The sequence below is a fragment of the Kitasatospora sp. NPDC004272 genome (assembly GCF_053603035.1).
Genome location: NZ_JBSGET010000017.1, coordinates 14,283 through 26,286, shown reverse-complemented (window position 1 = coordinate 26,286; position 12,004 = coordinate 14,283). Strand labels below are relative to the sequence as shown.

10 protein-coding genes are annotated in these 12,004 nt (G+C 71.5%); all 10 read left to right on the top strand.

Annotated elements, in window-relative coordinates:
- Nucleotides 1-6: 6 nt before the first annotated feature.
- The 10 genes from nuoI to ACWEO5_RS08080 all read left to right on the top strand — a co-directional run bounded on the left by nuoI (nt 7) and on the right by ACWEO5_RS08080 (nt 11,985).
- Entirely contained in the window at nt 7-588 is a 582-nt protein-coding gene (gene nuoI / locus ACWEO5_RS08125) for an NADH-quinone oxidoreductase subunit NuoI (protein ID WP_452161232.1), read from the top strand.
- The gene (locus ACWEO5_RS08120) at nt 585-1,442 is read left to right on the top strand and encodes an NADH-quinone oxidoreductase subunit J (RefSeq protein WP_452161230.1); all 858 of its coding nucleotides are present in this window, start codon (nt 585-587) and stop codon (nt 1,440-1,442) included. Before nuoI ends, ACWEO5_RS08120 begins: the two co-directional genes overlap by 4 nt.
- On the top strand, nt 1,439-1,738 hold the full coding sequence (nuoK, locus tag ACWEO5_RS08115) for an NADH-quinone oxidoreductase subunit NuoK (protein WP_344553711.1): 300 nt from the start codon (nt 1,439-1,441) through the stop codon (nt 1,736-1,738). The genes ACWEO5_RS08120 and nuoK overlap by 4 nt, the downstream gene beginning before the upstream one ends.
- Nucleotides 1,739-1,752: 14 nt before the next feature.
- Complete coding sequence (gene nuoL / locus ACWEO5_RS08110; protein ID WP_452161228.1) at nt 1,753-3,648, top strand: NADH-quinone oxidoreductase subunit L; 1,896 nt, start codon at nt 1,753-1,755, stop codon at nt 3,646-3,648.
- Complete coding sequence (locus ACWEO5_RS08105) at nt 3,648-5,261, top strand: NADH-quinone oxidoreductase subunit M (RefSeq protein WP_452161226.1); 1,614 nt, start codon at nt 3,648-3,650, stop codon at nt 5,259-5,261. The genes nuoL and ACWEO5_RS08105 overlap by 1 nt, the downstream gene beginning before the upstream one ends.
- Nucleotides 5,261-6,895 carry an NADH-quinone oxidoreductase subunit NuoN gene (nuoN, locus tag ACWEO5_RS08100; RefSeq protein WP_452161224.1) on the top strand — a complete coding sequence of 545 codons (1,635 nt, stop codon included), beginning with the start codon at nt 5,261-5,263 and terminating at the stop codon, nt 6,893-6,895. Before ACWEO5_RS08105 ends, nuoN begins: the two co-directional genes overlap by 1 nt.
- Nucleotides 6,896-7,124: 229 nt before the next feature.
- Nucleotides 7,125-8,138: a polyprenyl synthetase family protein gene (locus ACWEO5_RS08095; protein WP_452161222.1), complete on the top strand. Its 1,014-nt coding sequence runs from the start codon at nt 7,125-7,127 to the stop codon at nt 8,136-8,138.
- 46 nt (nt 8,139-8,184) lie between these two features.
- Nucleotides 8,185-8,847 carry a LuxR C-terminal-related transcriptional regulator gene (locus tag ACWEO5_RS08090; RefSeq protein WP_452161220.1) on the top strand — a complete coding sequence of 221 codons (663 nt, stop codon included), beginning with the start codon at nt 8,185-8,187 and terminating at the stop codon, nt 8,845-8,847.
- A 202-nt stretch (nt 8,848-9,049) separates the two neighbouring features.
- Nucleotides 9,050-10,951 (top strand): 2-oxoacid:acceptor oxidoreductase subunit alpha, encoded by a 1,902-nt coding sequence (locus ACWEO5_RS08085; protein WP_452161321.1) that lies wholly within the window; start codon nt 9,050-9,052, stop codon nt 10,949-10,951.
- Nucleotides 10,948-11,985, top strand: a complete 1,038-nt coding sequence (locus ACWEO5_RS08080) for a 2-oxoacid:ferredoxin oxidoreductase subunit beta (RefSeq protein WP_452161218.1) — start codon at nt 10,948-10,950, stop codon at nt 11,983-11,985. Before ACWEO5_RS08085 ends, ACWEO5_RS08080 begins: the two co-directional genes overlap by 4 nt.
- Nucleotides 11,986-12,004 lie beyond the last annotated feature (19 nt).

Sequence of the window (12,004 nt, the reverse complement as noted above, 5' to 3'; positions counted from 1 at the left end):
TCCGAGATGCCTGACGAACCGTCAGAGAAGTCGATCCTCGGGCCGGCCGCCGGCTTCGGCGTGACCTTCAAGGCCATGTTCAAGAAGCGGCTCACCGAGCAGTACCCGGAGTACAAGAAGCCCACCGCTCCGCGCTTCCACGGCCGCCACCAGCTGAACCGGCACCCGGACGGCCTGGAGAAGTGCGTCGGCTGCGAGCTGTGCGCCTGGGCCTGTCCGGCCGACGCGATCTACGTCGAGGGCGCCGACAACCGGGACGAGGAGCGCTACTCGCCCGGTGAGCGGTACGGCGCGGTCTACCAGATCAACTACGCCCGCTGCATCCTGTGCGGGCTGTGCGTCGAGGCGTGCCCGACCCGGGCGCTGACCATGACCAACGAGTACGAGCTCGCGGACTCCTCCCGGCAGGACCTGATCTTCACCAAGGAGCAGCTGCTGGTCGGGCTGACCGAGGGCATGGTCGACTCGCCGCACTCGATCTTCCCGGGCGCCGACGAGGGCGCCTACTACCGGGGCGAGATCACCGGCGCGGCGCCCGGCACCGTCCAGCAGGAGCGGCAGGACCGCGAGAAGGAGGAGCAGTCATGACCTCCACCGGCGAGGCCGTGCAGTTCTGGGTGCTGGCCGTGATCGCGGTCGGCGGCGCGCTCGGCATGCTGCTGATGAAGAAGGCCGTGCACTCGGCGCTCTGCCTGGCGGCCACCATGCTCGCGCTGGCGGTCTGCTACCTGGCGCAGGGCGCGGTGTTCCTGGGCGTGGTGCAGATCGTGGTGTACACCGGCGCGATCATGATGCTGTTCCTGTTCGTGGTGATGCTGGTCGGCGTCTCGGCGGCCGACTCGCTGAAGGAGCACCTGAAGGGCCAGCGGATCGCCGCGGTGCTCTGCGGGCTCGGCTTCGGCATGCTGCTGATCGCCGGCCTGGCCAACGCGCACCTGCGGAACTTCACCGGCCTGTCCGGGGCGAACGCCGAGGGCAACGTGCAGGGCCTGGCCCGGCTGCTGTTCACCAAGTACGTGTGGGCGTTCGAGCTGACCAGCGCGCTGCTGATCACCGCGGCGGTCGGCGCGATGGTGCTGACCCACCGCGAGAAGGTCCGCGCCCCGCTGACCCAGCGCCAGCTGGCCGAGCGGCGGGTCAAGGACAACATCCAGGTGCCGCCGCTGCCCGCCCCCGGCGTGTACGCCCGGCACAACGCGGTGGACGTCCCGGCGCTGCTGCCGGACGGCACCGTCGCCGAGGACTCGGTGATGGGCACCCTGCGCGAGCGCGGCCAGGTCCGCGACGTCAGCCAGGAGATGCTGAAGCGGATGGCCGAGCTGGAGGAGAGCACGGCCGACTGGCTGGGCCGCCCGTCCTCCGCCCGCCCGCGGGTCACCGGTCCGCGCCGGGCGCTGGAGACCGTGCCGACCAAGGACCAGGACGAGGAGGGGGCGGAGTGAACCCGGCCAACTACCTGTACCTCGCCGCGCTGCTGTTCACCATCGGCGCCTCCGGGGTGCTGCTGCGGCGCAACGCGATCGTGCTGTTCATGTGCGTGGAGCTGATGCTGAACGCCTCCAACCTGGCGCTGGTCACCTTCTCCCGGATGCACGGCAACCTGGACGGCCAGGTCCTCGCGTTCTTCACCATGGTGGTCGCGGCGGCCGAGGTCGTGGTCGGCCTCGCCATCATCGTCTCCATCTTCCGGACCAGGCACTCCGCTTCGGTCGACGACAGCAACCTGATGAAGCTGTAGCGGAGGGCCCTTCAGTGAACTCTCTCATTCCGCTGCTGGTCGCGGCGCCGCTGGCCGGCGCTGCCCTGCTGCTGCTCGGCGGCCGCGCCCTGGACCGGTTCGGGCACTGGATCGCGACGGCCCTGGCCGCGCTCTCCTTCGCCTTCGGCCTGGCCCTGTTCGCGGACATGCTCGGCCGGGAGGCCGAGCAGCGCGCCGTCACCGAGCGGCTGTTCAGCTGGATCCCGGTGGACGGCTTCCAGGCCGATGTGGCCTTCCAGCTCGACCAGCTCTCGATCACCTTCGTGCTGCTGATCACCGGCGTCGGCACGCTGATCCACCTGTACTCGGTGGGCTACATGGCGCACGACGAGCGCCGCCGCCGCTTCTTCGCCTACCTGAACCTGTTCCTGGCCGCCATGCTGGTGCTGGTGCTGGCCGACAACTACCTGCTGCTGTACGTCGGTTGGGAGGGCGTGGGCCTCGCGTCCTTCCTGCTGATCGGGTTCTGGCAGCACAAGCCGAGCGCCGCGACGGCCGCCAAGAAGGCGTTCATCGTCAACCGGGTCGGCGACATGGGCCTGTCCATCGCGATCATGCTGATGTTCGTCGAGTTCGGGTCCTTCGCCTTCCGGCCGGTGTTCGCCACCGCGGGCGACGCGAGTGAGGGCAAGCTCACCGCGATCGGCCTGATGCTGCTGCTGGCGGCCTGCGGCAAGTCGGCGCAGGTGCCGCTGCAGTCCTGGCTGGGCGACGCGATGGAGGGCCCGACTCCGGTCTCGGCCCTGATCCACGCGGCCACCATGGTCACCGCGGGCGTCTACCTGATCGTCCGCTCCGGCGCGATCTTCAACCTGGCGCCGGACGCGCAGACCGCCGTGGTGGTGGTCGGTGCGGTGACGCTGCTGTTCGGTGCGGTCGTCGGTTGCGCCAAGGACGACATCAAGAAGGCGCTGGCCGGGTCGACCATGTCGCAGATCGGCTACATGATCATGGCGGCGGGCCTGGGCCCGATCGGCTACGCCTTCGCGATCATGCACCTGGTCACCCACGGCTTCTTCAAGGCCGGGATGTTCCTCGGCGCCGGGTCGGTCATGCACGGCATGAACGACGAGGTGAACATGCGGCACTACGGCGGCCTGCGGAAGTACATGCCGGTCACCTTCGCCACCTTCGGCCTCGGCTACCTGGCGATCATCGGCTTCCCGGGCCTGTCCGGCTTCTTCTCCAAGGACAAGATCATCGAGGCGGCGTTCGCCAAGGGCGGCACCGAGGGCTGGATCCTCGGCCTGTGCGCCCTGCTCGGCGCCGCGATCACCGCGTTCTACATGACCCGGGTGATGGTGCTGACCTTCTTCGGCGAGAAGCGCTGGCAGCCCGACGCTGAGGGCAACGACCCGCACCCGCACGAGTCCCCGAAGTCGATGACCGTCCCGATGATCGTGCTGGCCTTCGGCTCGGTCTTCGCCGGCGGCCTGTTCGTCTACGGCAGCTCCTTCCTGCACTGGCTGGAGCCGGTCACCGGCCACGCCGAGGGCGACTCCCCGCTGAGCCCGTGGACCGTCACCGGCCTCGCCACCGTCTGCATGCTGGCGGGCGCCGCCCTGGCCTGGCAGATGTACGGACGCAGCCCCGTCCCGGTCAAGGCGCCGGTCGGCTCGCTGCTCACCCGGGCCGCCCGCCGCGACCTGCTGCAGGACGACTTCAACCACGCCGTCCTGGTCCGTCCCGGCACCGCGCTGGCCGCCACCCTGGTCTGGTTCGACAGCCGGGGCCTGGACGGCTTCGTCAACGGCCTGGCCGCGGCGATCGGCGGGATCTCCGGTCGGCTGCGCCGGATCCAGACCGGCTACGTCCGCACGTACGCGCTCTCCATGTTCGGCGGCACGCTGGTGCTGGTCGCCTCCACTCTCCTGATGAGGTCGGTCTGATGAGCTACCTCCTCTCCGCCACCTGTGCCGTCCCGGCCGCCGGAGCGGTGCTCACCGCCGCCCTCCCGGCCGGGACCACCGAGTCCCGGCGGCGCACCGCCAAGACCGTCGCGCTGGCGGTCTCCGTCCTCACCCTCGGCCTGGCCGCCGCGATCGCCGCCTCCTTCGAGACCGGCGGCGACCGCTACCAGCTGACCGAGTCCCACTCCTGGATCCGCTCCTTCGGGATCAGCTTCTCGCTGGGCGCGGACGGCATCGGCACCGCCCTGGTGCTGCTGACCGCCGTGCTGGTGCCGCTGGTGATGCTGGCCGGCTGGCACGACGCGGACCCTTCCACCCCGGAGGGCTCGTTCGAGTCCAAGCGGCGCACCCAGGCGTTCTTCGCGCTGATCCTGGCCGTCGAGGCGATGGTGCTGGTGTCCTTCCTGGCCACCGACGTCTTTGTGTTCTACGTGTTCTTCGAAGCCATGCTGATCCCGATGTACTTCCTGATCGGCGGCTTCGGCGACCGGGCCGGCGGCCCCGACTCGGACCGCCAGCGCTCCTACGCGGCCGTCAAGTTTCTGCTGTACAACCTGCTCGGCGGCCTGGTCATGCTGGCCGCCGTGATCGGCCTGTACGTGGTGGCCGCCGACCAGGGGCAGGCGACGTTCAGCCTGACCGCGCTGACCGACGCGATCTCCTCCGGCAAGCTGGTGATCGACCCGAACGCGCAGCGGGCGCTGTTCCTCGGCTTCTTCTTCGCCTTCGCGGTGAAGGCCCCGATGTGGCCGCTGCACACCTGGCTGCCGAACGCGATGGGCGAGTCCACCGCCGGGACGGCCGTGCTGATCACCGCGGTGGTCGACAAGGTCGGCACCTTCGCGATGCTGCGGTTCTGCCTGGGCCTGTTCCCGGACGCGTCGAAGACCTTCGCTCCGGTGATCATGGTGCTGGCGCTGGTCGGCATCGTCTACGGCGCGCTGGTCGCGATCGGCCAGAAGGACATCAAGCGGCTGGTCGCCTACGCGTCCATCTCGCACTTCGGGTTCATCATCCTGGGCGTCTTCGCGATGACCAGCCAGGGCCAGTCCGGCGCCACGCTCTACATGGTCAACCACGGCATCTCCACCGCCGCGTGGATGCTGGTGGCGGGCTTCCTGATCTCCCGCCGCGGCTCCCGGCTGATCGCCGACTACGGCGGCGTGCAGAAGGTCGCCCCGGTGCTGGCCGGCACCTTCCTGATCGGCGGCCTGGCGACGCTGTCGCTGCCCGGCATGGCCCCGTTCGTCAGCGAGTTCCTGGTCCTGGTCGGCACCTTCAGCCGCTACCCGGCGATCGGGATCGTGGCGACCTTCGGCATCGTGCTGGCCGCGCTGTACGCGCTGCTGCTGTACCAGCGCACCATGACCGGCCCGGTCAAGGCCGGCGTCGAGGGCGTCAAGGACCTGAAGGCCCGCGAACTGGCCGTCGTCGCCCCGCTGGTGGCCCTGACCCTGCTGCTCGGCGTCTACCCGAAGCCGCTCACCGACCTGGTGAACCCGGCCGTGAACGACACCCTCAGCCAGGTCCACCGCACCGACCCCGCGCCGGCCCACCCGGTCGCCGCCACCAACGGAGGTGAGCAGAAGTGATGCCCGTCCACGCGCTGGCCGCCGCCAACGGCAGCGGCCCGAGCATCCCCGCCCCGCACATCGAGTACGGGCAGCTCTCGCCGATGCTGGTGGTGTTCGGCGCCGCCCTGGTCGGCGTGCTGCTGGAGGCGTTCCTGCCCCGCCGGGCCCGCGCCTCGGCCCAGTTGGGGGTGTCGCTGCTGGGCCTGGGCGGCGCCTTCGCGGCCGTGCTGGTGCTGGCCGCCCAGGGCCACGCCACCACCAAGTCCGGCCTGCTGGCGATGGGCGCGGTCGCCATCGACGGCCCCGCGCTGTTCCTGCAGGGCGTGATCCTGCTGACCGCGGTGCTGGCCGTGCTCACCTACGCGGAGGGCCGGCTGGAGCCGCGGATCAACGGGCACCGGGTGGACGCGTTCGCCGCCCAGGCCGCGGCCGTCCCCGGGGGCGAGCAGGAGCGCGACGCGGTCCGCGAGGGCCTGCGCACCACCGAGATCTACCCGCTGACCCTGTTCGCGGTCGGCGGCATGCTGCTCTTCCCGGCCGCGAACGACCTGCTGACCATGTTCGTGGCGCTGGAGGTGCTCTCCCTCCCGCTGTACCTGATGTGCGCGCTCGCCCGGCGCCGCCGGCTGATCTCGCAGGAGGCGGCCGTCAAGTACTTCCTGCTCGGCGCGTTCGCCTCGGCGTTCTTCCTGTTCGGCACCGCCCTGGTGTACGGCTACGCGGGCTCGCTGCAGTTCGGCGAGATCGCCGACGTGGTCTCCGGGGTCTCCCAGGTCACCCCGGCGCTGGCCGTCACCACCCAGAACGACGCGCTGCTGCTGATCGGCCTGGCCATGCTGGCCGTCGGCCTGCTGTTCAAGGTCGGCGCGGTGCCGTTCCACTCCTGGACGCCGGACGTCTACCAGGGCGCCCCGACGCCGGTCACCGGCTTCATGGCGGCCGCCACCAAGACCGCCGCGTTCGGCGCCCTGCTGCGGCTGTTCTACGTGGCCTTCCCCGGCGTGCGCTGGGACTGGCGGCCCGTGATGTGGGGTGTGGCGATCCTCACCATGGCGGTCGGCGCGATCCTGGCGATCACCCAGCAGGACGTGAAGCGGCTGCTTGCGTACTCCTCGGTCGCGCACGCCGGCTTCATCCTGACCGGCCTGATCGCCACCGACCGGCGCGGCGTGGCGGCGGTGCTGTTCTACCTGCTGGCCTACTCCTTCGTGACGCTCGGCGCGTTCGCCGTGGTCACCCTGGTGCGGGACTCCAAGGGCGAGGCCACCCACCTGTCCAACTGGGCCGGTCTGGGCCGCCGTTCGCCGCTGCTGGCGGCGGTGTTCGCGCTGTTCCTGCTGGCCTTCGCGGGCATTCCGCTGACCTCCGGGTTCACCGGCAAGTTCGCGGTCTTCCAGGCCGCGGCCGAGGGCGGGGCCACCCCGCTGGTCATCGTCGGCGTGCTGTCCTCGGCGGTGGCCGCGTTCTTCTACATCAGGGTCATCGTGCTGATGTTCTTCTCCGACCCGCAGCCCTCCGGGCCCGCGGTGGCCGTGCCCAGCCCGCTCACCGCGACCGCGATCGGCGTGGGCGTGCTGGTCACCCTGGGTCTGGGCCTGCTCCCGCAGTACTTCCTCGACCTGGCCTCCAAGGCCGCCCTCTTCACCCGCTGAACCCGCTCCGACCGGCTCCGACCGGCTCCGGCCCCCGCCCGCACCGGGCGGGGGCCGGAGCCGTGGAGCGGTGCGGCCGGGATCGCCCACGGCCCACCTCCCGCCACCAGGGAAGTCGGGCCCATGCCCGTGCAGTGATCCACTCCGGACCGGATACGCTGCCTTGTATGTGCATCGGCGAGGCTGAGGGACCGGCCCGCTGGATCGACCAGGGACAGGAGTGGTCAGCGTGACCGTCGTGGGGCCCTTCGGGCTGAGCGTGCAGGACCGCGATCTGACCCGTGACGTCCAGGCGGGGATGGAGGCCGTGGAGGCCGCCCTGATCGAGGCCGTCAAGAGCGACGTGCCCTTCATCACGGTGACCGCCAGCCACCTGATCGAGGCCGGGGGCAAGCGGTTCCGGCCGCTGCTGGTGATGCTCGCCGCGCAGTTCGGCGACCCCGCGGCGCCCGGCGTGGTGCCCTCCGCGGTGGTGGTCGAGCTGACCCACCTCGCGACGCTGTACCACGACGACGTGATGGACGAGGCCCCGGTGCGGCGCGGCGCGCCCAGCGCCAACAGCCGGTGGGACAACTCGGTGGCCATCCTCACCGGCGACTTCCTGTTCTCCCGCGCCTCGCAGGTGCTCTCCGACCTCGGCACCGAGGCCGTCCGGATCCAGTCCGACGCCTTCGAGCGCCTGGTCACCGGCCAGATCCTGGAGACCGCCGGGCCGCGCCCCGAGGACGACCCGCTGCACCACTACCTGGACGTCATCTCCGGCAAGACCGGCTCGCTGATCGCGGTGGCCTGCCGCTTCGGCGCCCTGATGGCCGGCGCCGAGCGCTGGATCGTCGACCTGCTCACCCAGTACGGCGAGCGGATCGGCACCGCCTTCCAGCTCGCCGACGACGTCCTGGACGTCGCCAGCGACGGCCACGAGTCCGGCAAGACCCCCGGCACCGACCTGCGCGAGGGCGTCCCCACCCTGCCGGTGCTGGTGCTGCGCCAGCTGCCCGCCGACCCGGCGGACCCCGAGGACGCCCGGCTGCGCGAACTGCTCGACACCGACCTGGCCGCCGACGACGCCGCGCACGCCGAGGCGCTGCGCCTGCTGCGCCGCCACCCGGCGCTGGAGCGGGCCCGCCGCGACACGCTGCGCTACGCCGAGGAGGCCCGGGCGCTGCTCGACCCGCTGCCCGACTGCCCGGCGAAGGCCGCCCTGCAGGAGCTCTGCGACACGGTGGCGATCCGCACCATGTAGCGGCCGCGGTCCGGCTCCCGGTCCGGCGCGCGCTAGGGTCTGTGCCATGTTGCGCGTGGTGATCGCCGAGGACTCCGTGCTGCTCCGGGAGGGGCTGACACGGCTGCTGACGGACCGTGGGATGGAGGTCGTGGCGGGGGTCGGGGACGGCGCCGCCCTGGTGCGGACGATCGACGAGCTGCACGGCGCGGGCGCCCTGCCCGACGTCGTCGTGGCGGACGTCCGGATGCCGCCGACGCACACCGACGAGGGCGTCCGGGCCTGCGTGGAACTGCGCGGCCGCTACCCGCGGTTGGGGGTGCTGGTGCTCTCCCAACACGTCGAGGAGCAGTACGCGAGCGAACTGCTGGCCGGCTCCACCCGCGGGGTGGGCTACCTGCTCAAGGACCGGGTGGCCGAGGTTCGCGAGTTCGTCGACGCGGTGGCCCGGGTCGCCGACGGCGGCACCGCGCTCGACCCGGAGGTGGTGCAGCAACTGCTCAGCCGCAGCCGCCAGGTCGACACGCTGGCCGGTCTGACGCCCCGTGAGCGCGAGGTGCTGGGGCTGATGGCGGAGGGCCGGACCAACGCGGCGATCGCCAAGCAACTGGTGGTGTCGGACGGGGCGGTCGAGAAGCACGTGTCGAACATCTTCCAGAAATTGGGTTTGAGCCAGAGCCAGGGCGATCACCGGCGGGTTCTCGCGGTCCTCGCCTACCTGGAGTCCTGACCCCGCCCCGGCCGCCGGAACGCTCTGCGCGAGTTCCCCTCCAGCCGTGCCCCGCCCGCTTAGGATGCCCTCGGTGCACCAGGCGGACGGGGGCACACCGGCTCACGCCCGCTGCTGGCTCCCCGACAGGAGGTCCGCGGCAGTGACCAGTCAGGTCGATCAGTCAGAAGCAGTGGACGGCTCGGACGGCGACGGCCCGGCCGTGCCGGCCCGGCCGGCGTCCGGGCCGGCGTCCGGACGGGCGGCCAAGCCGATCCGGCGGCTGGACCGGGTGATCATCCGCTTCGCGGGGGACTCGGGCGACGGCATGCAGCTCACCGGCGACCGGTTCACCTCGGAGACGGCGGCGTTCGGCAACGACCTCTCCACGCTGCCGAACTTCCCGGCCGAGATCCGGGCCCCCGCAGGCACCCTGCCGGGCGTCTCCAGCTTCCAGCTGCACTTCGCCGACCACGACATCCTCACCCCGGGCGACGCGCCCGACGTGCTGGTGGCGATGAACCCGGCGGCGCTGAAGGCCAACCTGACGGACCTGCCGGCCGGCGCGGAGATCATCGTCAACACCGACGAGTTCACCAAGCGGGCGCTGGCGAAGGTCGGCTACGCCGCCTCCCCGCTGGAGGACGGCTCGCTGGAGGCGTTCCGGCTGCACCCGGTGCCGCTGACCACGCTGACCCTGGAGGCGCTCAAGGAGAGCGGCCTGGCCCGCAAGGACGCCGAGCGGGCGAAGAACATGTTCGCGCTCGGCCTGCTGTCCTGGCTGTACCACCGGCCCACCCACGGCACCGAGCTGTTCCTGCGGCAGAAGTTCGCCAAGAAGCCGGAGATCGCCGAGGCCAACGTGGCGGCGTTCCGGGCCGGTTGGAACTTCGGCGAGACCACCGAGGACTTCGCGGTCTCCTACGAGGTGCCGCCCGCCAAGCTCGCCCCCGGCACCTACCGCAACATCTCCGGCAACCTGGCGCTCTCCTACGGCCTGGTCGCCGCGGGGGAGCGCTCCGGCCTGCCGGTGTTCCTCGGCTCGTACCCGATCACCCCGGCCTCGGACATCCTGCACGAGCTGTCCAAGCACAAGGACTTCGGCGTCCGGACCTTCCAGGCCGAGGACGAGATCGCCGGCATCGGCGCGGCACTGGGCGCGGCGTTCGGCGGCGCGCTGGGCGTGACCACCACCTCCGGCCCGGGCGTGGCGCTGAAGTCGGAGACCATCGGCCTGGCGGTGTCGCTGGAACTGCCGCTGCTGGTGGTCGACATCCAGCGCGGCGGCCCGTCCACCGGCCTGCCGACCAAGACCGAGCAGGCCGACCTGCTGCAGGCGATGTTCGGCCGCAACGGCGAGGCCCCGGTGCCGATCGTGGCGCCCGCGACGCCCGCCGAGTGCTTCGACGCGGCACTGGACGCGGCCCGGATCGCGCTCACCTACCGCACCCCGGTGTTCCTGCTCTCGGACGGCTACCTGGCCAACGGCTCCGAGCCGTGGAAGCTCCCGGAGGTCGACGAACTCCCGGACCTGCGAGTCGAGTTCGCCACCGAGCCGAACGGCCCGGACGGCAGCTTCCGCCCCTACCAGCGCGACCCGCACACGCTGGCCCGCCCGTGGGCGGTGCCCGGCACGCCGGGCCTGGAGCACCGGATCGGCGGCATCGAGAAGCAGGACGGCACCGGCAACATCTCCTACGACCCGGCCAACCACGACTTTATGGTGCGCACCCGGCAGGCCAAGGTCGACAACATCTCCGTCCCCGACGTCGAGGTCGACGACCCGAGCGGCGCGGCCCGCGTCCTGGTGCTCGGCTGGGGCTCCACCTACGGCCCGATCACCGCCGCGGTGCGCCGGGTCCGGGCCGACGGCGGCCGGGTCGCCCAGGCCCACCTGCGCCACCTCAACCCGTTCCCGGCCAACCTCGGTGCGGTGCTGGAACGCTACGAGCGGGTGATCGTCCCCGAGATGAACCTCGGCCAGCTCGCCCTGCTGCTGCGCGCCAAGTACCTCGTCGACGCCCAGTCCTACAACCAGGTCCGCGGCCTGCCGTTCAAGGCCGCCCAACTCGCCGACGTGCTGCACGCCGCGCTCGGCAGCCTCGACGCGGAGGAGACCCGATGACCGACTTCCCCGCCCTGCGCCTGGTCCCCAAGGCGGACGGCCCGCAGTCCGCGAAGGACTTCAAGACCGACCAGGAGGTGCGCTGGTGCCCGGGCTGCGGCGACTACGCGATCCTGGCGGCCGTCCAGTCCTTCATGCCGGAGCTGGGCATCCGGCGCGAGAACACCGTCTTCGTGTCCGGGATCGGCTGCTCCTCGCGCTTCCCGTACTACATGAACACCTACGGGATGCACTCGATCCACGGCCGCGCCCCGGCGATCGCCACCGGCCTGGCTGCCTCCCGCCCCGACCTGTCGGTGTGGGTGGTCACCGGTGACGGCGACGCGCTCTCGATCGGCGGCAACCACCTGATCCACGCGCTGCGCCGCAACGTCAACCTGAAGATCCTGCTGTTCAACAACCGGATCTACGGGCTGACCAAGGGCCAGTACTCGCCCACCAGCGAGGTCGGCAAGATCACCAAGTCGACGCCGATGGGCTCGCTGGACGCCCCGTTCAACCCGCTCTCGCTGGCGATCGGCGCCGAGGCCGGCTTCGTGGCCCGCACCGTCGACTCCGACCGGCAGCACCTGCAGTCGGTGCTGCGGGCCGCCGCCCGGCACGAGGGCACCGCGCTGGTGGAGATCTACCAGAACTGCAACATCTTCAACGACGGCGCCTTCGAGGTCCTCAAGGAGCCGGGCACCCGCGACGAGGCGCTGATCCGGCTGGAGCACGGGCAGCCGGTGCTGGTCGGCGCCGAACGGCACGTGGTGCGCGACGCGGACGGCGAACTGCGGATCGCCCCCCGCTCCGAGGGCACCGCGATCGTCCACGACGCCCACGCGGCCAGCCCGGCCACCGCCTTCGCGCTGACCCGGCTGGCCGACGCGGACACCCTGCACCACACCCCGATCGGCGTGCTGCGCGACGTGGCCCGCCCGGTCTACGACACCCTGATGACCGAGCAGCTCGCCCGGGCCGAGGAGCAGCGCGGCCGCGGCGACCTGGGCCGGCTGCTGGCCGGGTCCAGCACCTGGACGGTGGAGGCGTAGCGGGGCCGAGCACCCCGCG